Consider the following 24,919-nt stretch of genomic DNA (forward strand, 5'->3'; position numbering starts at 1 on the left):
TTTGAAAAAAACCCGCGAAAGCGGGTTTTTTTATGTCTGCCATTTATGACGCTGGAGCCTGGACCCGGCCTCGGCATTGTCCTCGTGCAGCCCTACGCCTGAGGTGGCGTAAAAAGCGCCGAATAGTCACGGTTACAAATCCGCTGCACCGCCGGATGCTGGATCATTCGTTCCGCAAAGATGGCGTGATACTCTTCCATGACGTTGTCCATGCGCCCGATCTCAACTATCGATTCATCGCTATAGAAATCATGCGCATATAGCGTCGGCGCAACGAAAATCGCATTGTGCGCCGCGCCGAAGGCCTTCATCAACGCCGCATCGTCAAACTCGCCCAGAATTTCCACCTGCAGCCCCTGCGAGTTAAACCAGTTGAGCAGCTTGCGCCCTAACATGGAACGACGGCCGGGGATCAGCAGACGACGTTCTTCCAGGCAGCCCGGGAAGGGTTTTTCCGGCGGCGGATTCATGCACCAGAAGCTCACGCTGCACTCGCCGATTTTTACCGAAAATAGCCCTTCCTGCTGAGTGGAGTCGATGGGGCAGTCGGAGATGATCATATCGAGCTTATGCTGGCTTAGCTGCTCAAGCAGCATTTCGTGGGTCGACTCGAAACAGCGTAAATGGATCTGTTCGTTATCGACGACGGCGGCATCCAGTACACCGCTGACCAACCGTTTCGACAGCGCGTCCGCGACGCCAACATCAAACAGCAGATTCGACTCTTTACGATAGTTAACGATGTCGAGCATTTCCTGGCTTAGCGTAAACATACGATCCGCGTAGCGGAACACAAGCTCACCGAGTTCGCTGGGCTCCAGCCCTCTTCCTTTGCGCTTGAACAGCTTCCCCTGCAGGCGCTCTTCCAGGGCTTTAATTTGCCCGGTAATGGTCTGCGGCGTCAGGAACAGCGCTTCCGCGGCGCCGACAACGGAGCCTTCTTTGTAGACGTGCCAGAAGTAGTACAGGTGATTGTAGTTGATATGCGACATGCTTCTCTCCCTGATAATGTCCTGGAGAGCCGTAGCCGGCTCTCCGTGAGATGTTAAGCCGCGTAGCCCGAATCCGTTACGCGCTTACGCAATATGATGTATCCCGTGACGGCCGATAGTATCGATCCAATCAGGATGCCAAGCTTAGCCCAGTTGATCAATCCGGGGTCTACGCTGCCGAAGGCCAAAGTGGCAATAAAAATCGACATCGTGAAGCCAATACCACACAAAATGCCGACCGCCATAATCTGCTTACAGGTAGTCCCTTCAGGCAACGAGGCCCATTTCAGCTTCAGCGCCAGCCAGCAGAACACGCTAATGCCCAATGGCTTACCGATAAACAGCCCGGCAATAATACCCAACGGCAGCAGCGAGGTCAGCCCTTCCAGCGTCACGCCTTGCAAAGACACACCCGCGTTAGCGAAGGCGAACAGCGGCAGGATCAGGAACGCTACCCATGGATGCAGAACGTGCTCAAGATGCTTCGCCGGTGATTTACCGTTCTGCTCTTTTAGCGGGATCATAAAGCCGACGATGACGCCAGCCAGCGTGGCATGAACCCCCGATTTCAGCACCGCGGTCCACAGTATGGCGCCGACCAGGATATAGATACCGGTCCGCCTTACGCCACACAGATTTAACGCCGCCAGCACAATAATGGCTCCGGCAGCGACAACCAATGACACCACGGAAAGATCGTGCGTATAGAACAGCGCAATAATAATGATGGCGCCCAGATCGTCGATGATAGCCAGCGCCATCAGAAAAATCTTCAGCGCAGCGGGAACCCGATTACCCAACAACGCCAGTACGCCAAGTGCGAAGGCAATATCGGTCGCCGCCGGAATCGCCCAACCCTCTCTGGCAATCGGATCCTGGCCGTTAAACGCGAGGTAGACCAGCGCCGGAACCACCATTCCGCCCAGCGCCGCGACGACCGGAAACACAGCCTGTCGACGGCTGGCCAGCGCCCCTTGATTCATTTCACGCTTCACTTCAAGGCCGATAAGCAAGAAAAATACCGCCATCAGCGCGTCGTTAATCCACAACAGCATGTTCTTGTTGATCTCAAGCGCGCCAACCTTTAGCTGAACCGGCGTCTCAAGGAAAGCATGATACCAACCGCTGGTCAGGCCGACATTAGCCATCAGCATAGCCAGCGCCGCGGCGATGATAAGAATGATGCCCCCGGAGGCATCACTACTAAAAAAACGATGCAGATGTTTCACTTTTTATAATCTCTTTCTGGGGAATACTTCGTAATTACTATCCTACTCCGCTTGAATCATCGTTAAAATTAGATTATACATGATAAATGGATCGGTTTTTACGAACTATAAAACCCACAACTGGTGATGTCATAGCGATAACCTGCGCCATTAGTTATCTCATTTTTGTAATAACCTGAGATCATCGTCGCTTCAAAAGCACGGTTTTCGTTTCAGGTTCAATCTCCTGCAAGATCAGATATGGAGATTAACGATAAGATGCACAATCCAGCTGTCGTTATCCGCTGGCAGCAGGATTTTGTTATCATCCCGGGAGCGGAAATTACCGTTATCAAGGACCATCAACTCAACGATTCCCGAACTGTCGTTCGCGAGCTCCACAACCTGGTGCTGCCGGCCGTTTCCATCTCACGGCCCGCAGCGTATCCAGCGACATGAACAGTTTTGCATGCGGGTTATACCGGTACATTTCCAGCGTAATACGCTGAAAGATAATAGTTTTCGGCAATGCCAGTGCTTCCACCGTCGGGATCAGCCCGTATTTACCCCTGACGAAAAGTTGCTCATTATAAAAAAGCTGTAGCCTGGTTAGCGCGATGGAAACAGCCGCCGACGTTTCGGATAATCGTTTTGATGCTTTTGTCACATTCCCTGCCGATATAACGGCATCCAGCACTTTCACCAGATTATAATCAACCTCTTTTTAAAATTTCCTGAATTCCCCCCCTGAAATAAATACAATACAAATAATTATTTAAGCAATGCACATCATATATAAAAAGGTATTTTGAGCACTATATCGCTCGTCTTGCATGCATTTTTGTAAGGTGTTTACGGTAGATAAAATAAAATCAAAGATGACCCAGGAAAAATAAAATCACCATAAAAAACAAAGAATAACATTACCACCAAAAAATTGAATATTTATTACCGAGGAAAAACTTTTTATTGCCAATACGTAAGATATAAAAAACCCGAAATAAATTTCGGGTTTTTTATATAAAGTGATGATTAACGCGTCAAATCATCGAAAAATTTCTTCACACCGTCGAAGAAACTTTTGGAGCGTGGACTGTTCTTCTCGCCCGTCGGCCCGCCAAAGCTTTCCTGAAGATCTTTCAGCAGCTGCTTTTGTTTATCGTTAAGACCAACCGGCGTTTCGACCACCACGCGGCACAGCAGATCGCCCTGCGCGCCGCCGCGCACGGACTTCACGCCTTTGCCACGCATCCGGAACAGCTTCCCTGTCTGCGTCTCGCCAGGCACCTTAAGGTTCACGCGACCGTCCAGCGTCGGGACCTCAATCTCGCCGCCGAGAGCGGCCATGGTGAAGTTAATCGGTACTTCACAGTACAGGTTGTTGCCTTCACGCTCGAAAATGGCGTGCTGCTTAACCTGAACCTGAACATACAGATCGCCTGCTGGCGCGCCGTGCTCGCCGGCTTCACCTTCGCCAGCCAGACGAATACGGTCACCGGTATCGACGCCCGCCGGAATTTTAACCGACAGCGTTTTGGTTTTCTCTACGCGACCATGACCATGGCATTTATTGCACGGATCTTTGATCAGCGTACCGCGTCCCTGACAATGCGGACAGGTCTGCTGAACGGCGAAGAAGCCCTGGCGCATCTGCACCTGACCCGCACCGTGGCAGGTAGGACAAGTCTGCGGCTGGCTTCCTGCTTTGGCGCCGCTGCCGTGACAAACGTCGCACTCTTCTAGCGTCGGAATGCGGATCTCTTTAGTGACTCCGCGAACCGCCTCTTCTAAGGTCAGATCCATGTTGTAGCGCAGGTCTGCGCCGCGCGATGCGCGCTGGCGACCACGACCGCCGCCAAAGATATCGCCGAAAACATCGCCAAAGATATCGCTGAAATCCGCGCCGCCGCCAAAACCGCCGCCGCCCCCGCCCATACCGCCTTGCTCAAAGGCGGCGTGGCCGTACTGATCGTAGGCTGCGCGCTTCTGGGCATCGGTCAGGACTTCATACGCTTCTTTGATTTCTTTGAATTTAGCTTCAGCCTCTTTATCGCCCTGGTTACGGTCCGGGTGATACTTCATGGCCAGGCGCTTATACGCCTTTTTGATTTCACGCTCTTCCGCCGATCTGGAAACGCCTAAAATCTCGTAATAGTCTTGCTTTGCCATTGGTGTTTTTCAGCCCCTTAACATGCGTGCACGGGCGGAGAGGAAACCTCTTCGCCCGTGCCAGTGTTTTACCCGTTCAAAGGGCGATTATTTTTTGTCTTTCACTTCTTCGAACTCAGCGTCAACAACATCGTCGTCCTTCGCGTTGCTCTCGGAAGCGTCAGCGCCGCCAGCCTGCTGCTGAGCGTGCTGCTGCTGCGCGATTTCCATCAGCTTCTGAGAAGCCTGAGCCAGCGCCTGCATTTTCGCTTCAATATCAGCTTTATCTTCACCTTTCAGGGAAGTTTCCAGCGCGGTCAACGCAGACTCGATAGCGGTTTTATCGTCAGCCGGCAGCTTGTCGCCTGCTTCCTCAACCTGCTTACGCGTGCTGTGCAGCAGGTGGTCACCCTGGTTGCGGGTCTGTACCAGCTCTTCAAACTTACGGTCAGCTTCCGCGTTCGCTTCAGCATCGCGAACCATTTTCTGAATCTCTTCTTCGTTCAGACCAGAAGACGCTTTAATGGTGATCTTCTGCTCTTTACCGCTGTTTTTGTCTTTCGCGGAAACGTGCAGGATACCGTCAGCATCGATATCGAAGGTCACTTCGATCTGCGGCATACCGCGCGGCGCCGGGTTGATACCATCCAGGTTGAACTGACCCAGTGATTTGTTATCAGAGGCGCGTTTACGCTCACCCTGAATAACATGGATGGTTACCGCGGACTGGTTGTCTTCAGCGGTAGAGAACACCTGGCTGTGCTTGGTCGGGATCGTGGTGTTCTTATTGATCAACGCAGTCATCACGCCGCCCATGGTTTCGATACCCAGAGACAGCGGGGTAACGTCCAGCAGCAGTACGTCTTTCACTTCACCGGTCAGGACACCGCCCTGTACGGCTGCGCCAATGGCGACGGCTTCGTCCGGGTTAACGTCTTTACGCGGTTCTTTACCGAAGAACTCAGCGACTTTTTTCTGCACCATCGGCATACGGGTCTGACCACCGACCAGGATAACGTCCTGGATATCGGATACGGACAGGCCAGCATCCTGCAGAGCAACTTTCAGCGGCTCGATAGAACGGTTAACCAGATCTTCAACCAGGCTTTCCAGTTTCGCACGGGTCACTTTGATGTTCATGTGTTTCGGACCGGTGGCATCTGCGGTGATGTACGGCAGATTGACGTCGGTCTGCTGAGCGGAAGAGAGTTCAATCTTCGCTTTCTCAGCGGCTTCTTTCAGGCGCTGCATAGCCAGCGGGTCGTTACGCAGGTCAATGCCCTGATCTTTCTTAAACTCGTCAACGAGGTAGTTGATCAGACGAGTATCGAAGTCTTCACCGCCCAGGTGGGTATCACCGTTGGTCGCCAGAACTTCAAAGGTTTTTTCGCCGTCAACTTCGTCGATTTCGATAATGGAGATATCGAAGGTACCACCACCGAGGTCGTATACCGCGATGGTGCGGTTGCCGACTTCTTTATCCAGACCGTAAGCCAGCGCGGCGGCGGTCGGTTCGTTGATGATACGTTTGACTTCCAGACCTGCGATACGGCCGGCGTCTTTAGTTGCCTGACGCTGAGCATCGTTAAAATAAGCAGGTACGGTGATAACCGCTTCAGTTACTGGTTCACCCAGGTAATCTTCAGCCGTTTTCTTCATTTTCTTCAGCACTTCAGCAGAGATCTGCGGCGGTGCGGTTTTGGTGCCTTTCACATCAAGCCATGCGTCGCCATTGTCTGCGGCAACGATTTTATACGGCATGATAGAAACGTCACGCTGGACTTCTTCGTCCTGGAAGCGGCGGCCAATCAGGCGTTTAATCGCAAACAGGGTGTTTTGCGGGTTTGTCACTGCCTGACGTTTAGCCGGCTGACCAACCAGAGTTTCACCATCCTGGGTATAGGCAATGATAGAAGGCGTGGTGCGATCGCCTTCGGCGTTCTCCAGCACGCGTGCAGTAGTGCCATCCATAATCGCTACACAAGAGTTGGTAGTACCCAGGTCGATACCAATAATTTTACCCATCTAAACGTCTCCACTAAAAATTCAGTCAACATGTGGTTGTGAACCTGTAATAAGGGCGAAACGTGCGGTTTCAACTGCCCAGACATCATTTTTTTTCAGGTTCATTCACTGCGGTTGACTACAAGATGGGGTCACCCGCCGCTTCATCAAGGGGGGGATACAAAAAATTTTTGTCCTGATCCTGCCGCAGAGGGGGACCGGGCATCAGAAGAAGGCCGAAAAGCGGGTTTAAAAATGCACAATATATAATGAATAAAAATAATTAAATTAAAATTCATTCATATTGTAATTGACATAATCCGCAATGATTACGCGCTAAAGACAATAAAGTTCTGGTGATAAAATATTTATCACTGATAACACATCAAATAATAAGGAAATCCTCATGAAATCACTCATTCATATATCAGCAGGATTATTGTTAAGCGCCGCGTTAATCACATCCGTTTCCGCTAACGATCATAAAATTTTAGGCGTTGTCGCCATGCCGCGAAATGAGACTAACGATCTCACCCTGAAGCTGCCGGTTTGCCGGGTGATTAAGCGAATCAAGCTCACCGCCGATCGCGGCGATATCCAGCTTTCCGGCGCGACGGTGTACTTTAAAGCCAGCAATAGCGCCAGTCAGAACCTCAGCGTGCCGTCAACCATCAAAGAAGGGGCAACCAGCGACTGGATTAACATTAATAGCGACAACGATAACAAGCGCTGCGTTAAAAAAATCGCTTTTTCCGGCCACACTATTAACTCTTCTGACATGGCTTCGCTAAAAATCATTGGCGACGATTAATATCACTGTTCACATTATCTGAGATTTATGAAAATTAATTATCTGGATGATGAAGACCTCTCTTTTCTTCATCGCTGCAGCGAAGAGCATCTGGAAACATTCACCAGAATTCTGACCCACAATGAGAATGGTAAGCCGCGGCTTTCAAGCGCGCTATTGCGTAATGAAAATTTTCAGGCGATGGCCGGGCATCCTGAGCGCTATCGTCGCAACTGGCAGCTTATTGCCGGCGAGCTCCAGCACTTTGGCGGCGACAGCATCGCCAACACGCTGCGTCGTCACGGAAAGTTCTACCGGGAAATTTTGCTGGACGTCTGCAAGAGGCTAAAAATCAAAGTAGAAAAACAGATGTCTACGCCGGAAATCGAGCAGTATCTTCTGGAGCATTTTCTGGAACATAGCTGGAAGAAGATGGACGATCGGCAGAAGGCTGACTTTTTCATTGCCGTTGAGTGTCGGGTCAACGAGCATAAAGAGATACTCCCCTTTCTGCTACAGACGAATAAGCTGGCGCAGGGCGTCTCGCATCTTCTCGAGGCCCGGCTGACGAAGATCCTCCGCACGCACGCCGCCGTTAGCGTAATCGGCCACGGTTTGGTGCGTGGAGCCGGACTTGGCGGCCCTCTCGGCGCCGCGTTTAATGGCGTCAAAGCCGTGAGCGGCAGCGCTTATCGCGTGACCATTCCGGCCGTGTTGCATATTGCCTGTTTGAGGCAAATGACCAGACTTCATCAGGTGAAAAATGAAATTGGTGAAAAATACCCCGCCAGATCATAGACAGTAACGCAGCGCCTAATTATTATGCCGCGCCCCGCCGCTGAGTGGCGGGGAATGCTTCCCTTTCTAATCATTATTTTGAGGAATTATGGGCAACACTAAGTTGGCTAATCCGGCACCGCTGGGCCTTATGGGCTTCGGCATGACCACTATTCTGCTTAACCTGGCAAATAGCGGCCTGTTCGCGTTTGATGTAGCTATCCTGGCGATGGGCATTTTTTACGGCGGCATTGCGCAGATTTTTGCCGGTCTGCTGGAATTTAAAAAAGGCAACACTTTTGGTTTAACCGCATTCACGTCTTACGGCGCTTTTTGGCTGACGCTGGTTGCCATTCTTTTGATGCCGAAAATGGGGCTTGCAGAAGCGCCTAATGCGCATTTCCTCGGTATGTACCTTGGACTGTGGGGCATTTTTACCCTGTTTATGTTCTTTGGCACCCTGAAAGCCGCGCGTATGCTGCAGTTTGTATTTCTCAGTCTGACCGTGCTGTTCGCGCTGCTGGCGATTGGTCACCTGGCTGATAACGAAGGCATTGTGAAGATTGCAGGCTGGGTCGGTCTGGTCTGCGGCGGCAGCGCCATCTATCTGGCGATGGGTGAAGTGCTGAACGAACAGTTTGGCCGTACCGTTCTGCCAATTGGCGAAAAGCATTAATTAACTTCGCCGCCCGTCCGCGAGCGGCGAAGTAAGCCCTATCGATTTACGGCAGGCGCTGCAGTTCAGCTTTCGGCGCAGCGACCTGCTCATCCAGTCCCTGGCGTAGCCAAATCCCCAGCCCCAATCCCATAAACGACAGTGCCAGTACGTACCACGCGGGCGCCATCGGCGAAACGCCCATCAGCATGGTCACCGCAATCGGCGTCAGGCCGCCAAAGATGGCATAAGAGACGTTATAAGAGAATGAAATCCCGGTAAAACGCACTTCAGCCGGGAACGCGCGCACCATCACATAAGGAACCGCCCCTACCACGCCGACGCACAGGCCCACCGTACCGTAGAGCAGAAACAGACGCTGCGGGCTAGCGCCGGAAAGATGGTAGAAAGCCCAGCTTGCCGCCGCGAGGAATACGCTGCCGACAATAAACGTGCGGCTGGCGCCAAAACGGTCGGCGGCAAGGCCTGCCAGCAGGCAGCCGATACACAGCATGATGGTGGCGATACTGTTCGCCTGCAGGGTGATGGCGGGGGCAAAGCCGTAGTGTTTTTGCAGCCAGACCGGCGACATCAGGATCACTACCACCACGCCGGCGGATAAAAGCCAGGTCAGCAGCATTGAGACCGCCACCGCTTTCTGATGCTTCAGCGCGACGGCCTTAACCGGCAGCTCCTGCGCTAACGCCTTGCGCTGCTGCATTTCGAGGAAAACAGGCGTCTCCTGGAGCCAACGGCGCAGATACATGGCGACGAGCCCAAACGCGCCGCCCAGCAGGAATGGAATACGCCAGCCACCCTCATGGATCCCCTGCGGCGTCAGGTTGGTATTAATCAGCGTCGCCACGACCGATCCCAGCAGGATCCCAACCGTCAGGCCGGCGGTCAGCGTCCCGCAGGCGATACCGATTCTTTTTTCCGGTACATGCTCCGCCACAAAAACCCAGGCGCCGGGGACTTCGCCGCCAATCGCCGCCCCCTGAAGAATACGCATAAATAGCAGCAAAAGCGGCGCCACGATGCCCACCGACGCGTAGGTGGGCAGCAGGCCAATCGCCAGCGTAGGCAGCGCCATCAGTAAAATGCTCAGAGTAAACATTTTCTTACGCCCGACCAGATCGCCAAAGTGGGCCATAATGATGCCGCCAAGAGGACGCGCTAAATAGCCCGCCGCAAATATGCCGAAGGTCTGCACCTGGCGCAGCCATTCCGGGATATCCGCTGGGAAAAATAGCTCGCCGACGACGGCGGCGAAGAAGACAAAGATGATGAAATCGTAAAACTCCAGCGCGCCGCCGAGGGCGGCTAGCGTCAGCGTTTTATAATCCTGTCGATTCAGAGGTCGGGTGCAGTGTGACATAACGGGCAATCATCCAGAGGTATGAAGTTATTCTACGTACTGTGTAAAGTAAAAAACACTATATCGTAAATAAAACAACACACCACTGGTGATGCAGGTTATATCAGGAATACGATAAATTCAGGATAATGTTTCACGCCTGGCGCTTTTAGGACGGAAAGCTGCTACTACCTCGCCGTTTGTTTCCACATAAGGCCCCTCAAGTAGCTGTACACAATACGGTACACTTGCGAAAACGCCGTGCACCAGCACGTTACCTTCCGCATCTTTCACGCCTTCCAGCGTTTCCTCAATCGCCTTTGGCTGGCCGGGCAGGTTAAGGATCAGCGCCTGCTTGCGGATAACGCCAACCTGACGAGAAAGAATGGCCGTCGGTACAAAGTGCAGGCTCACCTGACGCATTTGCTCACCAAAGCCGGGCATCACCCGATCGGCAATCGCCAGCGTCGCATCCGGAGTGACGTCACGACGGGCCGGGCCCGTGCCGCCGGTAGTCAACACCAAATGGCAGCCCATTTCATCCACCAGCTCGCACAGCGTTTGCTCAATAATAACCTGTTCATCCGGGATCAAGCGGGTCTGCAATTCGAAAGGCGTGGAGAGCGCGCGGGCCAGCCACGCTTCAAGCGCGGGGATGCCTTTATCCTGATAGACGCCGCTGGAGGCGCGATCGGAAATGGAAACTAAGCCGATTCGTAAGGTGTTCATGATTATTCCGTTCAAACAGTATCAATAAACAGAATAATACACCGAGGGGAGCAAGGCAGACAGTTTAATGTGGCCGACGGGCGTCGGCCACATGCGGGATTACAGCAGATCGCCGATCATTTTTTCCAGTTTTTCCTGGTCGATCGCAAACTTGCGGATACCTTCCGCCAGTTTGTCTACCGCCATCGGATCCTGATTGTGCTGCCACAGGAACTCGGATTCGGTGATACGAGCCGGACGCGCTTTAACTTCGCCGCTAAAGGCCAGTTTACGCTCGATAGCGCCTTCGCTTTCCGCCAGCTCTTTCAGCAGCGCCGGGGCGATAGTCAGGCGATCACAGCCAGCCAGCTCCAGGATCTCGCCGAGGTTACGGAAGCTTGCGCCCATAACCACCGTCTCGTAGCCGTGCTGTTTGTAGTATTCATAGATTTCGCTTACCGAAACCACGCCCGGATCTTCTGCCGGCGCGTATTCTTTCTTATCGGTATTGGCTTTGTACCAGTCGAGGATACGGCCAACGAATGGAGAAATCAGGAATACCCCCGCTTCCGCACAAGCGCGTGCCTGAGCGAAGGAGAACAGCAGCGTCAGGTTACAGTTGATGCCTTCTTTTTCCAGCTGCTCGGCGGCGCGGATGCCCTGCCAGGTCGAAGCCAGTTTGATCAGAATGCGATCGTTACCGATGCCGGCATCGTTATACAGCTTGATGAGACGCTTAGCTTTGGCGATAGATGCCTCGGTGTCATAAGACAGGCGAGCATCGACTTCGGTGGAAATACGGCCAGGGATCAGCTTAAGGATTTCGAGACCAATATTCACCGCCAGCTTATCGGAAGCATCGATAATCTGCTGCGCGCGGTCGCTGCTCTGGCCGCGAGCCCATGCAACAGCGTCATCAATCAGCTTACGGTACTCAGGGATCTGAGCCGCGCCGAGAATCAAAGAAGGGTTAGTCGTGGCGTCCTGAGGCTGATACAGCTTCATTGCCGCGATATCTCCGGTATCAGCTACGACAGTGGTGTACTGACGCAGAGAGGTCAATTTATCCGTCATGATAGTGTTTCTCTTAAACAGCAGTTAAGGGGATGTAACCGGTCTGCCAAGATGATAACACGCTGCCGGGGCAGCGCAACCGCCTACAATGCATGAGCGCAGAGTGTGATAAACTGGGTCAATTAATTACCTGAACACTAAAGGATTGTCACTGGATTGGTAGCGCTTACACTCGCGCACCGATATGGGCAAGAGGATGCTTGATGCCTGATTTTCTGTCGTTTATCAATGAAATACTCTGGGGCTCGGTAATGATTTACCTGTTACTGGGCGCCGGCGTCTGGTTTACCTGGCGAACAAAATTCATTCAGTTCCGTTATATCCGTCAGTTCAGCAAAAGTCTGAAAAGGAGCCTTCAGCCGCAGCCCGGCGGCTTAACGTCTTTTCAGGCGCTGTGTATGAGCCTGGCGGCGCGCGTGGGCAGCGGCAATATGGCAGGCGTTGCGCTGGCCATTGCCGCAGGCGGCCCCGGCGCCGTTTTCTGGATGTGGCTCTCGGCGCTACTCGGTATGGCCAGCAGCTTCGCCGAATGTTCTCTCGCCCAGCTTTATAAAGAGCGCGACTCCCGCGGGCAGTTTCGCGGCGGCCCCGCCTGGTATATGGCCCGGGGACTCGGTATGCGCTGGATGGGCGTGCTGTTTTCCATTTTTCTGCTGCTGGCCTACGGGATCATCTTTAATACCGTACAGGCCAACTCCGTTGCCCATGCCATGGCGTATGCATTTCATTTACCTGAGGCGATTACCGGCGGCGTCCTGGCGGTTCTGACCCTGCTGGTCATCGTTCGCGGCATTCGCGGCGTAGCGCGAATGATGCAGTGGCTTGTGCCAGTGATGGCCCTGCTATGGGTGGCGACCAGCCTGGTCATCGGCCTGTGGCATATCACCGCCCTGCCGACGATTTTTGAAACCATCTTCCGCTGCGCTTTCGGCTGGCAAGAGGCCGCCGCGGGCGCAGTCGGCTATACCATCAGCCAGGCGCTAACCAGCGGCTTTCAGCGCGGGATGTTTTCCAATGAAGCGGGGATGGGCTCAACGCCTAATTCCGCTGCCGCCGCTGCCTCCTGGCCCCCTCACCCTGCGGCGCAGGGGATCGTACAGATGATTGGCGTTTTCATTGACACCATCGTGATCTGTACCGCCAGCGCCGTCATCATCATGCTGGCGCCGCGAGACGGCAATGGAGAAGCGGTGAACGGCATTCAGGCTATTCAGCACTCGATGAACAACCTCATCGGCGACTGGGGTTCCAGCTTTGTCGCTATCGTGGTGCTGCTGTTCGCCTTCAGCTCGATCGTCGCAAACTATATCTATGCCGAAAATAATCTCATTTTTCTCCGCATGGATAGTGACCGTAATATCTGGCTGCTGCGTCTGCTTACGCTGTGCATGGTTGCTACCGGGGCGATGATCGGCCTACCGGTGGTGTGGCAGATGGCGGATACCATCATGGCGCTGATGGCGATAACCAACCTGACGGCTATCCTGCTGCTCTCGCCGACGGTACGCATCATTGCCAGTGATTACCTGCGGCAGCGGCGGCTGGGCCAGCGGCCGGAATTTGACGTCACCCGCTACCCTGAGATTCATCAGCAGCTGGTGCCGGGTACCTGGGACAACCTGCCGCGCGAATAGCGCGGCAATCGCAGCTATCGATCCTCTCATGACGTTTTTTTGCTAAAGTCGTCAAAAATTTCCCGCAAGGACTGGATATGCTCATTCTGATTTCACCTGCAAAAACGCTCGATTATCAAAGCCCGCTGGCAACGACGCGTTATACCCAACCTGAACTGCTGGAACACTCTCAGGAGCTTATCGGTATTGCCCGCCAGCTGTCGGCGCCGCAGATTGGCAAACTGATGGGTATCAGCGACAAGCTGGCTGACCTGAACGCGACTCGTTTCCACGACTGGCAGCCAGACTTCACCCCGGACAACGCCCGTCAGGCGATTCTGGCGTTTAAGGGGGATGTCTATACCGGCCTGCAGGCAGAAACCTTTAGCGAGGCTGATTTCGATTTTGCCCAGCAGCATCTGCGAATGCTTTCCGGCCTGTATGGCGTTCTGCGCCCGCTGGATCTGATGCAACCTTACCGCCTGGAAATGGGAATTAAGCTTGAGAACGCGAAAGGCAAAGATCTGTATCACTATTGGGGAGACGTGATTACCGATAAGCTGAATCAGGCGTTGAAAGCCCAGGGCGACGATATTGTGGTGAATCTGGCTTCTGATGAGTACTTCAGGTCGGTTAAACCCAAACGGCTTGAGGGGCAATTGATTAAGCCGGTGTTCCTCGATGAGAAAAACGGCAAGTTTAAAGTGATCAGCTTCTACGCTAAGAAAGCGCGCGGCTTAATGAGCCGTTACATCATTGAAAATCGTTTAACGAAGCCGGAGCAGCTGACCCGCTTTGACAGCGAAGGTTATTTCTTTGACGCCGACGCGTCGGGCAAAGGGGAGTTGATCTTTAAACGCCACGAGCAGTAAAAGAAAACTCCCCTGCCGCGGATAACGCAGCAGGGGAGCGCGAGCTCGGGTTTAACCCATCATCAGCTTACGCAGCGCGGCAAAATCGGCCGGCAGATTATGCGACAGCAGCGGCAGGTCTGCGCGTTCGGCCAGCTCTTTTGGCAGCGGCAGCGTCTCTTGCAGAATCTCTTCCACGCTCTCTTTAAATTTCGCCGGATGCGCCGTGCCGAGGAACAGGCCGTACTCGCCCGGCTGCAGCTGGTCGCGCAGCGCGCGATAGGCAATCGCCGCATGCGGTTCTGAGGTATAGCCGATGGCCTTCAGCTCGCGCATGGTCTCTTTGGTGGTTTCATCATCCACCGCCGCGTAGCCCAGCTCATTCAGACGCCAGATTTTACGGCGGAACAGCTCTTCCACGCGCGGCCAGTTATTCGGCTGGCTGACGTCCATGGCGTTGGACAGCGTGGCCTGAGTCGCTTTCGGCGACCAGTTGCCGTCCTGCAGGAAGCGCGGCACGGTGTCATTGGCGTTAGTTGCCGCGATAAAGCGTTTGATTGGCAGACCCAGGGATTTGGCCAGCAGGCCGGCGGTCAGATCGCCAAAGTTACCGCTGGGTACAGAGATAACCAGCTGATTACGGGCTTCCTGAGGCAGTTGAGCAACGGCTTCAAAGTAGTAGCAAATCTGCGCCAGCAGGCGGCTGATATTGATTGAGTTAGCCGAGTTCAGACCCAGAGCGGCCTTCAGCTCTTCATCATCAAAGGCCTGCTTAACCAGCGCCTGGCAGGCATCAAAATCACCGTCGATAGCCACGGTTTCAATATTGCCGCCAAGGGTGCAGAACAGCTTTTCCTGCAGCGGGCTGATCTTGCCGCGCGGGTAGAGAATGACGACTTTGACGTTTGGCAGGCCATAGAACGCATGCGCGACCGCCGCGCCGGTGTCGCCGGAGGTTGCCGTGAGGATAGTGACCGGTTTGTCGCCGGCGATATGGGTCAGCATCTGCGCCATAAAGCGGCCGCCGAAGTCCTTAAACGCCAGAGTCGGGCCGTGGAACAGCTCGAGGCAGCCGACATCGTCCTGCACTTTGCTGACCGGCGCCGGGAAGGTGAACGCGTTGCCGATGCGCGCTTGCAGCACGTCCTGCGGGATCTCGTCGCCGATAAATGCCGACAGGATTTTCGCGCTACGCGACACCAAGTCCTGCTGCAGCATTTCGTCGATTTCAGTCAGGCTGAATTCCGGCAGATCGTGCGGAAAGAACAGCCCCTGATGCTTGCCAAGCCCCTGAGTGACGGCCTGCGCAAAGCTGACCTGTTCGTTATGATCTTTTAAGTTATAGAGTTTCATTGGTTATCCCACTACTCGAGCGCCCGCCGTGTCCAGCCGGCAAATATGAACGAAGCCTTCCTGATTTTGCAGATAGTGCGTAGCCAGCCAGTCGGCGACGCGCTGCGCGGTTTCCGGTTTATCGCATAATGCGAACAAGGTTGGACCGGAACCGGAAATGCCGCACGCCTGCGCGCCAATTTCCATTGCTGCCTGACGCGCTTCGCTGAAGCCCGGCAGTAGTTTGGTACGATACGGTTCGGCAATCACGTCTTTCATCAATTTCGCCGCCAGCTGAGGCTGACGGGAATAGCAGGCGTGAATAAAGCCCGCCAGGTGACGACCGTGGGCAATACAGTCCTGACGGCGATACTGCGCCGGCAAAATTGCCCGCGCTTCCGCCGTTGAGACCTTAATCCCCGGATAGGCCAGCACCCACAGCCACTCGTCGAAGGACGGAATCTGCTGGCTGATGATGCCGTTTTCCTCAAGCATCAGCTGTATCCCGCCAAGATAGCACGGCGCGACGTTATCGTAATGGATACTGCCGGAAATCCGCCCTTCCATCTCGCCCATCAGCGCCAGCATTCGGCTCTCATTGAGCGGCTTGCCGCAGAACTCATTCATCGCCACCAGCGCGGCGACCACGGAACAGGCGCTGGAGCCCAGCCCGGAACCGATCGGCATGTTTTTTTCCAGCGTCATCGCCACCGGTACCTTCTTGCCAATCTCCTGGCAAAAGCGCTCCCAGCATTGATAGACGATGTTTTCCTGCGGCGCCGTCGGCAGCTTGCTGGCGAAGCGACCCACGTTTTGCAGGCTAAAGCTCGCCGCCGCCTCAACGGAGACGTTGTCCCCCAGCAGCGTGCCGTCAACCGGCGTCACCGCAGCGCCCAGCACGTCAAACCCGACGCTCATATTGGCACTGGAAGCCGGGGCATATACTTTGACCATCTTAAACTCCTAACTTCCATGACAGGGTACGCAGCAGGTCGGCGAAAACGCCAGCCGCCGTCACATCGTTCCCCGCGCCATAACCGCGCAGCACCAGCGGCAGCGGCTGGTAATAGTGGCTGTAGAACGCCAGCGCATTCTCGCCGTTTTTCACTTTGAACAGCGGATCGTTGCCGTCAACCGCGGCGATTTTGACGCGACAGGTGCCATCCTCTTCGATATTACCGACATAGCGCAAGACTTTACCTTCATCGCGCGCTTTGGCGACCCGCGAGGCAAACTCATCATCCAGAGAAGGCAACCGCGCCATAAAGCTGTCGACATCGCCACTGGCATCAAACCCCGCCGGCAGCGCCGGTTCCACGATAATGTCAGACAGTTCGAGCTCACGTCCGGTTTCACGCGCGAGGATCAGCAGCTTACGCGCGACATCAACGCCAGAAAGATCGTCGCGCGGATCCGGTTCGGTATAGCCCATCTCACGCGCCAGCCTGGTCGCCTCAGAGAAGCTCACGCCCTCGTCGAGCTTACCGAAGATAAACGACAGCGAGCCGGACAGAATACCGGAAAAGCGCAGCAGCTCATCGCCCGCGTTCAGCAGATTTTGCAGGTTTTCGATAACCGGCAGCCCCGCGCCGACGTTGGTGTCGTATAAAAACTTACGCCGTGAGCTGCTCGCGGCGTGGCGCAGCTGATGATAGTAATCCAGCGATGAGGTATTGGCCTTTTTGTTCGGCGTGACCACGTGGAACCCTTCGCGCAGGAAATCGGCGTACTGATCGGCCACGGCCTGGCTGGAGGTACAGTCGACAATCACCGGATTCAACAGATGGTACTCTTTCACCAGACGAATGAGTCGGCCCAGATTGAACGCCTCTTTGGCTTCCGCCAGCTCGTCGCGCCAGTGTTCAAGGTTCAGGCCGTGTACGTTAGTCAGTAAAGCGCGAGAGTTGGCCACGCCGCAAACGCGCAGATCGATATGCTTACTCTTCAGCCAGCTCTGCTGGCGTTTGATCTGTTCGATCAACGCGCCGCCGACGCCGCCGATACCAATGACAAACACTTCAATAACCTGATCGGTATTGAACAGCATCTGGTGGGTCACGCGCACGCCGGTGGTGGCGTCATCGTTGCTGACGACAACGGAGATAGAGCGCTCGGAAGAACCCTGGGCAATGGCGACAATGTTGATATTGGCGCGGGCCAGCGCAGCGAAGAACTTCGCAGAGATGCCGCGCAGCGTGCGCATACCGTCACCGACAACGGAAATAATCGCCAGACGCTCCATTATCGACAGCGGCTCAAGCAGCCCCTCTTTCAGCTCCAGATAAAATTCATCTTCCATCACCCGCTTCGCCCGGGCGCAGTCGCTCTGCGGTACGCAGAAACTGATGCTGTATTCGGAAGAGGACTGGGTGATAAGCACCACTGAAATTCCCGCGCGGGACATGGTGGCAAACACCCGCGCCGCCATGCCAACCATGCCCTTCATCCCCGGACCGGAGACGTTGAACATCGCCATGTTATTGAGGTTGGAGATCCCTTTCACCGGCAGGTCGTCTTCATCGCGGCTGGCGCCGATAAGCGTACCCGGAGCCTGCGGATTGCCGGTATTTTTGATTAAACAGGGGATCTGGAACTGGGCGATAGGGGCGATAGTACGCGGGTGCAAAACTTTAGCGCCGAAGTAGGACAGCTCCATCGCTTCCTGATAGGACATCGACTTCAGCAAACGCGCATCCGGGACCTGACGCGGGTCACAGGTATAAACGCCGTCAACGTCGGTCCAGATCTCGCAGCAGTCGGCGCGCAGGCAGGCGGCCAGCACCGCGGCGGAGTAATCAGAGCCATTACGGCCCAGCACCACCAGCTCACCTTTTTCGTTACCCGCGGTGAAGCCCGCCATCAGCACCATATGGTCCGCCGGGATCTGGCTGGCGGCAATGCGGCGAGTCGACTCAGCGATATCAACGGTGGATTCGAGGTAATGGCCAACGGCCAGCAATTTTTCAACCGGGTTAATCACCGTGACGTTATGACCGCGCGCTTCCAGCAAGCCGGCCATAATGGCGATAGAGAGCTTTTCTCCCCGGCAAATAAGGGACGCGTTAACGCTATCCGGGCACTGCCCAAGCAGGCTAATGCCGTGCAGGACGTGTTTGATTTGTGCGAATTCCTGCTCAACAAAAGCTTTCAGCTGCGCGAGCGGAAAACCCGGTTGTGCATCGGCGAGACCTTGCAGAAGTTCGGCGAAAATGCGTTCGGCATCGGCGATATTGGTCAGCGCATCCTGCCCGCCAATGGTTTTTTCGATCATGGCAACCAGGTGATTAGTGATCTTCGCCGGGGCAGACAGTACGGTCGCTACCTGCCCCTGCCTGGCATTACTCTCCAGAATATCGGCAACGCGCAGAAAACGTTCTGCATTTGCCACTGATGTACCGCCGAACTTCAACACACGCATGGTTATGACCCCTTGATTTTTTATCGAAAAAAAAGCCCGCACTGTTCAGGTGCGGGCTTTTTTCTGTGTTTCCTGTACGCGTCAGCCCGCACCGTTACCTGTGGTAATAGTGGTGGTGATAATCGTGGTGATCATGCCGATGCGATTCATGGATGTTGTGTACTCTGTAATTTTTATCTGTCTGTGTCCTGTGCCTATATTGGTTAAAGTATCTGTCGACTTAAGTCAACGAATTTCTACTTTTGGCCCATTTTTTCACACCTGGCCAATACGCCATGGCCCCCTGATAATTCATCCGCATTTGCGCATCAGGAGGCCAATAATTAGCACATAAGACCATATGAAAATAATATGACAGAACTTTAATCTGGAAGGTTTTTTTCAATATCGTGCAGTAAACGATGCAGCATGGCGGTGTCCCGCTGCTGCAAAAGACCCATTCGCTGCTGGAGCCAGTCGGTCAGTTTTATATCGTCCTCCACGCCGAGGCGCTCGAGCAGATCGCGAGTGCGAAGGCGTAGCGCCTGCAGCTGATTGTCATCCCCGCTGGCGGATGTTGACGGGGTATTCTGCAGCAACGAAGTCAGCTGATAGCAATAGACCATCACCGACTGCCCCAGATTGAGCGAGGGATAGTCAGCCACCATCTGCACGCCGCTCAGCACATCGGCAAGGGCCAGCTCTTCATTGGTTAATCCGGAATCTTCCCGGCCAAACACCAGCGCGGCATGATGCATCCACTGCGCTTTTTCTTCCAGCAGCGGCAAGAGCTGTTGCGGCGTTGCGTAGTAGTGAAAACGCGCCCGGCTACGGGCGGTCGTAGCGACGGTAAAATCAACATCGTGCAGCGCCTGCTCTAACGTGGCATAAGTTTTAACATTATCGAGGATCTCGCCAGAACCGTGCGCGACCCAGCGCGCCGCAGGCTGCAAATGAGCATCGCTATCGACGATACGCATATCGCTAAACCCCATGGTTTTCATCGCTCTGGCTGCCGCGCCCACGTTTTCTGCCCGAGCCGGGGAGACTAATACAATTGATAAACGCATTTGGTTTCTCTTTTACTTTTTAGGCGGCGGGAATGACGATTTTTCCCTTCATATTACGCGCCGTGAATTTACAAATTTGCAACAAAAATCACTAAATTTGAGCTTTATCACCCATAAAAAAAACTAAACTATTCCCAAGGCACCATGTCACAGAGTATGTTAACAGAACGGCTTTATCCGTATGTTTGGCAATGAAATTTATGTCCGAATACGTTTTGAGGCTTTGGATTCATCACGTTTATTATTTTCTTAGCGCAACTAATTGTGCAGGATATGAATTGTGACGATGAATCCCGTTTAGATGCAATGATTTCACAAGACTGTTAACGTGCTACAATTGAACTTGATATATGTCAACGAAGCGTAGTTTTATTGGGTGTCATGCCTCACTTAGCCTGTTATGTTGCTGTTAAAATGGTTAGGATGACAGCCGTTTTTGACACCGTCGGGTCCAGAGGGAAAGTACCCACGACCAAGCTAATGATGTTGTTGACGTTGATGGAAAGTGCATCAAGAACGCAATTACGTACTTTAGTCATGTTACGCCGGGCATGTTAATTTGCGACATGCACCAGGCAGGTCAGGGACTTTGGTACTTCCTGTTTCGATTTAGTTGGCAATTTAGGTAGCAAACATGCAGACCCCGCACATTCTTATCGTTGAAGACGAGTTGGTAACACGCAACACGTTAAAAAGTATTTTCGAAGCAGAAGGTTATGATGTATTCGAAGCGACCGATGGCGCGGAAATGCATCAGATCCTGTCTGAAAATGATATCAACCTGGTGATCATGGATATCAACCTGCCAGGCAAAAATGGTCTCCTGTTAGCACGCGAGCTGCGTGAGCAGGCGGACGTCGCGCTGATGTTCCTCACCGGCCGCGATAACGAAGTGGATAAGATCCTCGGCCTCGAAATTGGCGCCGATGACTATATCACTAAACCGTTCAACCCACGTGAACTGACGATTCGCGCTCGCAACCTGCTCTCCCGTACCATGAATTTGGGTACCCCGAGTGAAGAACGCCGCAGCGTAGAAAGCTATAAGTTCAACGGCTGGGAGCTGGATATCAATAGCCGTTCGCTGGTTAGCCCTAATGGTGAGCAGTACAAGCTGCCGCGCAGTGAATTCCGCGCCATGCTGCACTTCTGCGAAAATCCGGGCAAAATCCAGTCGCGCGCGGAACTGCTGAAAAAAATGACCGGCCGTGAGCTGAAGCCGCACGACCGCACCGTGGACGTGACCATCCGTCGCATTCGTAAGCATTTTGAATCCACTCCGGACACCCCGGAAATTATCGCCACCATCCATGGCGAGGGGTACCGCTTCTGTGGAGATCTGCAGGAATAACATCATTTTTCTTGCTGTCATAACGTAAAAACGGCGCAATTCGCGCCGTTTTTTTATTTCCAGATCCTCAACTTATCGTCATCATCACCGCCCTCGGGCTGCCTCTCTTTTGGCTTCGGGAGAGATAGCGTGTACCAGTCAACGCGACGGGTCAGGAACATCAGCGCGCTGAGCGCCAGCAGTAGCACTCCCGTTCCCAATAGCAGCGCGCTATCTTCCGAACGCAATAGCATCCACATAACGCCATCCAGCAGCAGCAATGCGCAGACAAAAAGAAAGCTGTTAAGCCATCCCTTCAGCACCGCATTCAGATAAACCCCATTGATCAGCGCCCCTATCAGGCTGGCAACAATCCATGACGGCGTAAAGCCAATATGCTCGGACAGGGCCAGTAATATCAGATAGAACATCACTAGCGACAAACCAACCAGCAGATACTGCATCGGGTGTAAACGGCACTGAGTCAGGCTCTCGAAAACGAAAAACGCCATAAACGTAAGGGAGATTAATAGAATGGCATACTTTGTCGCCCTATCGGTCAGTTGGTACCGATCGGCCGGCGTCGTAACGTTAACGTTGAAAGCAGGCAGTTGACGCCACTCAATCTCGCGATCGTCCATAAAAAACCGGGCCATATTGTTCGCAAACCAGCTACTCTGCCAGCGGGCGCTATAACCTGATGGGGAAACCTCACGACTAACCGGGAGAAAATCGCCCAGGAAACCAGGATGCGCCCAGTTACTGGTCAGCTGTAATTGGCTATTGCGTCCGAGCGGCGCGACTGAGAAGCTTCCGGTTCCGTTCAGGTTGAGTGTGAATTCAACATCCAGCGTTTTTTGTTGAGGAGTTAACAGCGGCATTGGCATATGAATTCCCTCTCCGCTGCCGCTGATACCGATTCCGGGCTCCACTGGGAGTGCCTCTCCGTTAATTTTCGGAGCAATAATGGTGCCAATCCCGCGTGCATCGCTAACGCCGACCACCATAACCGGTTTACCTAACGTAATATTATCTTTTCTGAGTTCAGCCAGACGGGAAACATCAAATTGCGCCTTAATCCCCAGATCGTTGTGCCAGATTTGGCCTTCATAAATCCCTATTTTTCTGGATTCAACGTTCTGTTTTCCGGCTATCGCCAGCGACTCAGGTAACCAGTAATGCAGCCAGTGACGTTGATATGTGACCTCTTTTTTATCCTCAATGCGGGTCAATACCTCGGTCACGGGAATGGCGATCAGCGGCCCGACCAGTTTCTGCGATCCGCTGGTACTGTTCTCCAGAGCTTCGATGACTTCGCTGCGATAATCCGCGCGTTCAACGATCAGCTGCCGGACGATCATCAGCGGGATCGATAACAGTAAAATACACCCCAGCAGGGTGCTCATTTTCCAGAATAGTGGTGATTTCAACATAGCCCTCTCCTTAGTAATGCGCTTACCTTAAAGGGGCTATGTGTGGAGAATTTGAAGCTATGTGAAGTGAGCGTGAAGTCTCAGCAAAGCGCACACGCCGCCTTCCGTGCGATTAACCAGCTCGATATCGCCCTGATGCAGGCGCGCAACTTCACGAACAAACGCCAGCCCCAGGCCGCTGCTTTTTTGGCCATTGTCACGGGGAAGAGAATAGAAACGCTCAAAAATACGCCCTAGCGCGTAGTCGGGAATGCCGCTTCCCGTATCGCATACGGTTAATCGCACGCCGCCATCACCGTCTTCCGCGCCAAGAACAATCTCCCCTTCGGCAGGAGTGAAATCGATAGCATTATCAAGCAGATTACCCAATGCTTGCGCCAGGAGCTCACCATCGCCCTCTACCGTCAGAGACGTTTCCTGCCAACGCAGCGTGAGGTTTTTCGCCGCCAGCGCGATGTCGCGCTCCTCGGCCAGACGACGAAAAAGCGCAGCGACGGAGACGGGACGTTGGGCGATCTCCAGCCGATTCTCCAGCCGGGCCTGCTGAAGTAAATTTTCCACCAGTGCCTGCATGCGCGCATTCTGCGCCAGGATATTGCGAGTAAAACGCGCGGCGACCTCAGGCGGAGGCGCCTCCCGAAGAATTTCTGCCGCGCCGCGAATCGCCGCCAGCGGGCTCTTCAGTTCATGGGTCAGCGCATAAACGTAGTTTTCAATCGCGTTTTTACCTTCAAGCTTAAGACGCATACTTTCCAGCGCCTGCGCCAGCTTGCGCAGTTCGCTGCTGCCCGCGTCCGGCAACGGAAGCGGACGGTCGGCGGTCACGGAGTCGGCGTAGCGAACCAGCTTGCCGATGGAAAAGTTAATCCACCATACCATCGCAACGCCGATCAGTAGCGCGATCCCCAGCAGCGCCCCTCCGGCCCACAGAATACGCCGCTCGCTGCGTTTGATGACCGGCGCCATGGCCAGATTAGGTTTTCCGACGCTGAGCACGCCAATGATTCGACCGTTATCCGTCACCGGCGCGGCAATATACATCACCGAGCTATTATCATCGTTCGGATCGCTTCGCGTGCTGCGCGCCCCGTATTGCCCGCGTAAAGTGAGCCAGACATCGTTCCAGCGCGAATAGTCCTGCCCCTGCGCGTTGCCCGCGGAATCAAACACCACCTTGCCCTGCGCATCGGTCATATAGACGTGATATTCGTTGCGAACTTTCTTAATGCCGGCAATATTGGCGTTGATCGGCTGGCGATGCAGCGTTTGAAAAGCCTGGGCCAGGCGCCCGTGCTGGGGATCGGCGGAGAGTAAATCCTCACGGGCCAGCTCGGCAAGCAGGGTCGCCGTATCAATCAGCGTCCCTTCCGTTGCGCGCCGAACCCCGGGTTTAATCTCCTGAACGAAGATAGAAAGCACAAACCAGGCAGCGATCGCCACTATCAAAAAGTAGCCCATCAGCAGCCGCATACCGATGCGCATCAGAAGCCTCCAAGGCTGTATCCCATACCGCGGTGCGTGTTGATCGGGGAGAGAACGGGATTCACTTCTCGCAGCTTAGCGCGCAGCGTTTTGATATGGGTATCAACGGTACGATCGAAGCTCTCGTTCGCGTCGCCCCATACTTGCTCCAGCAGCAGCTGGCGGGAAAAAATGCGCCCAGGAGAATGAAGTAGCGTTTTTAATAATAAAAACTCATAGCGGGTCAGATTCAGACCCTGGCCGCACCACGTAACCTGAGCCGCGGCGTCATTCAATGTGAATTCCCCCACGCGCAAAAGCGGTGAAGGGGCGGCGAATTTCTGCAGCCGCCGCAGGACGGTGCGAACCCTGGCGCAAACTTCACGGGGGGAAAATGGCTTGGCGATATAATCATCAGCGCCGATTTCCAGACCGAGCAGCTTATCCACCTCTTCGCTGCGGGCCGTCAGGAACAGCACCGGCAGCGCCGGATAGCGGGCCAGCAGTCGCCGACATAGCTCAAACCCGCTGATATCAGGCAGGCCGACGTCCAGAATCGCGAGGTCGGGTTGGTGATGATGCGCCGCGTCCAGCGCAGGGAGCCCGCGCTCGAACGCCGTAACGATAAATCCTTCCTGTTGCAGCATGTAGACGAGCGTATCGGCGATACTCATCTCATCTTCCACCAACCAGATCCGCGGTTGTTGCATCGGCGTTCC

At 54.1% G+C, this 24,919-nt stretch carries 22 protein-coding genes, 2 pseudogenes and 1 other annotated feature; of the genes and pseudogenes, 6 read left to right on the forward strand and 18 right to left on the reverse strand.

Annotated features, from left to right (window positions below; genetic code table 11):
- Positions 1 to 92: 92 nt before the first annotated feature.
- The 6 genes and pseudogenes from nhaR to dnaK form a co-directional block, all read right to left on the reverse strand.
- Positions 93 to 992 carry a transcriptional activator NhaR gene (nhaR, locus tag CMQ96_RS22070; protein ID WP_004872310.1) on the reverse strand — a complete coding sequence of 300 codons (900 nt, stop codon included), beginning with the start codon at positions 990 to 992 and terminating at the stop codon, positions 93 to 95.
- A 53-nt stretch (positions 993 to 1,045) separates the two neighbouring features.
- Entirely contained in the window at positions 1,046 to 2,221 is a 1,176-nt protein-coding gene (gene nhaA / locus CMQ96_RS22075) for a Na+/H+ antiporter NhaA (RefSeq protein WP_098067335.1), read from the reverse strand.
- 98 nt (positions 2,222 to 2,319) lie between these two features.
- A pseudogene (locus tag CMQ96_RS28945) lies at positions 2,320 to 2,614 on the reverse strand (aryl-sulfate sulfotransferase); the annotation flags it as partial.
- A gap of 112 nt (positions 2,615 to 2,726) precedes the next feature.
- Positions 2,727 to 2,906: pseudogene (locus CMQ96_RS22080) on the reverse strand (LysR family transcriptional regulator); the annotation flags it as partial.
- Between the two features lie 326 nt (positions 2,907 to 3,232).
- On the reverse strand, positions 3,233 to 4,369 hold the full coding sequence (gene dnaJ, locus CMQ96_RS22085) for a molecular chaperone DnaJ (RefSeq protein WP_024360381.1): 1,137 nt from the start codon (positions 4,367 to 4,369) through the stop codon (positions 3,233 to 3,235).
- 87 nt (positions 4,370 to 4,456) lie between these two features.
- Entirely contained in the window at positions 4,457 to 6,373 is a 1,917-nt protein-coding gene (dnaK, locus tag CMQ96_RS22090; protein WP_004128758.1) for a molecular chaperone DnaK, read from the reverse strand.
- A 385-nt stretch (positions 6,374 to 6,758) separates the two neighbouring features.
- Between dnaK and CMQ96_RS22095 the strand changes: the two genes are divergently transcribed.
- From CMQ96_RS22095 to satP, 3 genes are all read left to right on the forward strand, one after another.
- Positions 6,759 to 7,163, forward strand: coding sequence for a DUF2541 family protein (locus CMQ96_RS22095; protein WP_098067336.1), 405 nt, complete (start codon positions 6,759 to 6,761; stop codon positions 7,161 to 7,163).
- 27 nt (positions 7,164 to 7,190) lie between these two features.
- On the forward strand, positions 7,191 to 7,940 hold the full coding sequence (gene msyB, locus CMQ96_RS22100) for an acidic protein MsyB (RefSeq protein ID WP_024360384.1): 750 nt from the start codon (positions 7,191 to 7,193) through the stop codon (positions 7,938 to 7,940).
- Between the two features lie 88 nt (positions 7,941 to 8,028).
- Positions 8,029 to 8,595 (forward strand): acetate uptake transporter, encoded by a 567-nt coding sequence (satP, locus tag CMQ96_RS22105; RefSeq protein ID WP_004132816.1) that lies wholly within the window; start codon positions 8,029 to 8,031, stop codon positions 8,593 to 8,595.
- Positions 8,596 to 8,641: 46 nt separating this feature from the next.
- On the opposite strand, the gene CMQ96_RS22110 is transcribed toward satP, so the two are convergent.
- From CMQ96_RS22110 to tal, 3 genes are all read right to left on the reverse strand, one after another.
- Positions 8,642 to 9,952, reverse strand: a complete 1,311-nt coding sequence (locus CMQ96_RS22110) for an MFS transporter (protein WP_024360385.1) — start codon at positions 9,950 to 9,952, stop codon at positions 8,642 to 8,644.
- A gap of 120 nt (positions 9,953 to 10,072) precedes the next feature.
- Complete coding sequence (mog, locus tag CMQ96_RS22115; RefSeq protein WP_004098459.1) at positions 10,073 to 10,660, reverse strand: molybdopterin adenylyltransferase; 588 nt, start codon at positions 10,658 to 10,660, stop codon at positions 10,073 to 10,075.
- A 99-nt stretch (positions 10,661 to 10,759) separates the two neighbouring features.
- Entirely contained in the window at positions 10,760 to 11,713 is a 954-nt protein-coding gene (tal, locus tag CMQ96_RS22120) for a transaldolase (RefSeq protein WP_004098458.1), read from the reverse strand.
- A gap of 203 nt (positions 11,714 to 11,916) precedes the next feature.
- Here tal and CMQ96_RS22125 point away from each other — a divergent pair, with 203 nt between their 5' ends.
- The gene (locus CMQ96_RS22125; protein WP_024360386.1) at positions 11,917 to 13,347 is read left to right on the forward strand and encodes a sodium:alanine symporter family protein; all 1,431 of its coding nucleotides are present in this window, start codon (positions 11,917 to 11,919) and stop codon (positions 13,345 to 13,347) included.
- Positions 13,348 to 13,424: 77 nt separating this feature from the next.
- The gene (yaaA, locus tag CMQ96_RS22130; protein ID WP_098067337.1) at positions 13,425 to 14,198 is read left to right on the forward strand and encodes a peroxide stress protein YaaA; all 774 of its coding nucleotides are present in this window, start codon (positions 13,425 to 13,427) and stop codon (positions 14,196 to 14,198) included.
- A gap of 51 nt (positions 14,199 to 14,249) precedes the next feature.
- Here yaaA and thrC read toward each other — a convergent pair whose 3' ends face one another.
- From thrC to yjjY, 6 genes are all read right to left on the reverse strand, one after another.
- Entirely contained in the window at positions 14,250 to 15,530 is a 1,281-nt protein-coding gene (gene thrC / locus CMQ96_RS22135) for a threonine synthase (RefSeq protein WP_004132826.1), read from the reverse strand.
- Between the two features lie 3 nt (positions 15,531 to 15,533).
- Positions 15,534 to 16,463 carry a homoserine kinase gene (gene thrB / locus CMQ96_RS22140; RefSeq protein ID WP_004132828.1) on the reverse strand — a complete coding sequence of 310 codons (930 nt, stop codon included), beginning with the start codon at positions 16,461 to 16,463 and terminating at the stop codon, positions 15,534 to 15,536.
- A gap of 1 nt (position 16,464) precedes the next feature.
- Positions 16,465 to 18,927, reverse strand: coding sequence for a bifunctional aspartate kinase/homoserine dehydrogenase I (thrA, locus tag CMQ96_RS22145; protein WP_004132830.1), 2,463 nt, complete (start codon positions 18,925 to 18,927; stop codon positions 16,465 to 16,467).
- Positions 18,928 to 18,952: 25 nt separating this feature from the next.
- Positions 18,953 to 19,070, reverse strand: a sequence feature (Thr leader region).
- A complete protein-coding gene (gene thrL / locus CMQ96_RS22150; RefSeq protein WP_004222578.1) occupies positions 19,009 to 19,077 on the reverse strand; it encodes a thr operon leader peptide in 69 nt (22 codons plus the stop codon). It overlaps the preceding feature by 62 nt.
- A gap of 212 nt (positions 19,078 to 19,289) precedes the next feature.
- Positions 19,290 to 19,976, reverse strand: coding sequence for a tRNA/rRNA methyltransferase (locus CMQ96_RS22155; protein ID WP_098067338.1), 687 nt, complete (start codon positions 19,974 to 19,976; stop codon positions 19,290 to 19,292).
- 398 nt (positions 19,977 to 20,374) lie between these two features.
- Complete coding sequence (gene yjjY / locus CMQ96_RS22160) at positions 20,375 to 20,515, reverse strand: protein YjjY (protein ID WP_001541509.1); 141 nt, start codon at positions 20,513 to 20,515, stop codon at positions 20,375 to 20,377.
- A gap of 95 nt (positions 20,516 to 20,610) precedes the next feature.
- On the opposite strand from yjjY, the gene arcA reads away from it, so the two are divergent.
- Positions 20,611 to 21,327 (forward strand): two-component system response regulator ArcA, encoded by a 717-nt coding sequence (arcA, locus tag CMQ96_RS22165; protein WP_004132265.1) that lies wholly within the window; start codon positions 20,611 to 20,613, stop codon positions 21,325 to 21,327.
- Between the two features lie 53 nt (positions 21,328 to 21,380).
- On the opposite strand, the gene creD is transcribed toward arcA, so the two are convergent.
- Genes creD through creB form a run of 3 tightly spaced genes read right to left on the reverse strand, consistent with a single transcriptional unit; the run spans position 21,381 to position 24,910 of the window.
- Positions 21,381 to 22,739 carry a cell envelope integrity protein CreD gene (creD, locus tag CMQ96_RS22170; RefSeq protein ID WP_049086822.1) on the reverse strand — a complete coding sequence of 453 codons (1,359 nt, stop codon included), beginning with the start codon at positions 22,737 to 22,739 and terminating at the stop codon, positions 21,381 to 21,383.
- A 57-nt stretch (positions 22,740 to 22,796) separates the two neighbouring features.
- Complete coding sequence (gene creC, locus CMQ96_RS22175) at positions 22,797 to 24,221, reverse strand: two-component system sensor histidine kinase CreC (RefSeq protein WP_098067339.1); 1,425 nt, start codon at positions 24,219 to 24,221, stop codon at positions 22,797 to 22,799.
- On the reverse strand, positions 24,221 to 24,910 hold the full coding sequence (gene creB, locus CMQ96_RS22180) for a two-component system response regulator CreB (RefSeq protein WP_098067340.1): 690 nt from the start codon (positions 24,908 to 24,910) through the stop codon (positions 24,221 to 24,223). Before creB ends, creC begins: the two co-directional genes overlap by 1 nt.
- Between the last annotated feature and the right edge of the window lie 9 nt (positions 24,911 to 24,919).

The organism is Klebsiella sp. MBT K-1 (assembly GCF_002556465.1).
GTDB classification, from domain to species: domain Bacteria; phylum Pseudomonadota; class Gammaproteobacteria; order Enterobacterales; family Enterobacteriaceae; genus Klebsiella; species Klebsiella grimontii.

What these genes read in the sequence shown, in the direction of transcription:
- arcA (WP_004132265.1), top strand. Translation starts at nt 20,611, where the DNA reads ATGCAGACCCCGCACATTCTTATCGTTGAAGACGAGTTGGTAACACGC.
- creD (WP_049086822.1), bottom strand. Translation starts at nt 22,739, where the DNA reads ATGTTGAAATCACCACTATTCTGGAAAATGAGCACCCTGCTGGGGTGT.
- creC (WP_098067339.1), bottom strand. Translation starts at nt 24,221, where the DNA reads ATGCGCATCGGTATGCGGCTGCTGATGGGCTACTTTTTGATAGTGGCG.
- thrA (WP_004132830.1), bottom strand. Translation starts at nt 18,927, where the DNA reads ATGCGTGTGTTGAAGTTCGGCGGTACATCAGTGGCAAATGCAGAACGT.
- thrC (WP_004132826.1), bottom strand. Translation starts at nt 15,530, where the DNA reads ATGAAACTCTATAACTTAAAAGATCATAACGAACAGGTCAGCTTTGCG.
- msyB (WP_024360384.1), top strand. Translation starts at nt 7,191, where the DNA reads ATGAAAATTAATTATCTGGATGATGAAGACCTCTCTTTTCTTCATCGC.
- dnaJ (WP_024360381.1), bottom strand. Translation starts at nt 4,369, where the DNA reads ATGGCAAAGCAAGACTATTACGAGATTTTAGGCGTTTCCAGATCGGCG.
- CMQ96_RS22155 (WP_098067338.1), bottom strand. Translation starts at nt 19,976, where the DNA reads ATGCGTTTATCAATTGTATTAGTCTCCCCGGCTCGGGCAGAAAACGTG.
- yjjY (WP_001541509.1), bottom strand. Translation starts at nt 20,515, where the DNA reads ATGACTAAAGTACGTAATTGCGTTCTTGATGCACTTTCCATCAACGTC.
- thrB (WP_004132828.1), bottom strand. Translation starts at nt 16,463, where the DNA reads ATGGTCAAAGTATATGCCCCGGCTTCCAGTGCCAATATGAGCGTCGGG.
- creB (WP_098067340.1), bottom strand. Translation starts at nt 24,910, where the DNA reads ATGCAACAACCGCGGATCTGGTTGGTGGAAGATGAGATGAGTATCGCC.
- mog (WP_004098459.1), bottom strand. Translation starts at nt 10,660, where the DNA reads ATGAACACCTTACGAATCGGCTTAGTTTCCATTTCCGATCGCGCCTCC.
- satP (WP_004132816.1), top strand. Translation starts at nt 8,029, where the DNA reads ATGGGCAACACTAAGTTGGCTAATCCGGCACCGCTGGGCCTTATGGGC.
- tal (WP_004098458.1), bottom strand. Translation starts at nt 11,713, where the DNA reads ATGACGGATAAATTGACCTCTCTGCGTCAGTACACCACTGTCGTAGCT.
- CMQ96_RS22110 (WP_024360385.1), bottom strand. Translation starts at nt 9,952, where the DNA reads ATGTCACACTGCACCCGACCTCTGAATCGACAGGATTATAAAACGCTG.
- CMQ96_RS22125 (WP_024360386.1), top strand. Translation starts at nt 11,917, where the DNA reads ATGCCTGATTTTCTGTCGTTTATCAATGAAATACTCTGGGGCTCGGTA.
- yaaA (WP_098067337.1), top strand. Translation starts at nt 13,425, where the DNA reads ATGCTCATTCTGATTTCACCTGCAAAAACGCTCGATTATCAAAGCCCG.
- nhaR (WP_004872310.1), bottom strand. Translation starts at nt 992, where the DNA reads ATGTCGCATATCAACTACAATCACCTGTACTACTTCTGGCACGTCTAC.
- CMQ96_RS22095 (WP_098067336.1), top strand. Translation starts at nt 6,759, where the DNA reads ATGAAATCACTCATTCATATATCAGCAGGATTATTGTTAAGCGCCGCG.
- dnaK (WP_004128758.1), bottom strand. Translation starts at nt 6,373, where the DNA reads ATGGGTAAAATTATTGGTATCGACCTGGGTACTACCAACTCTTGTGTA.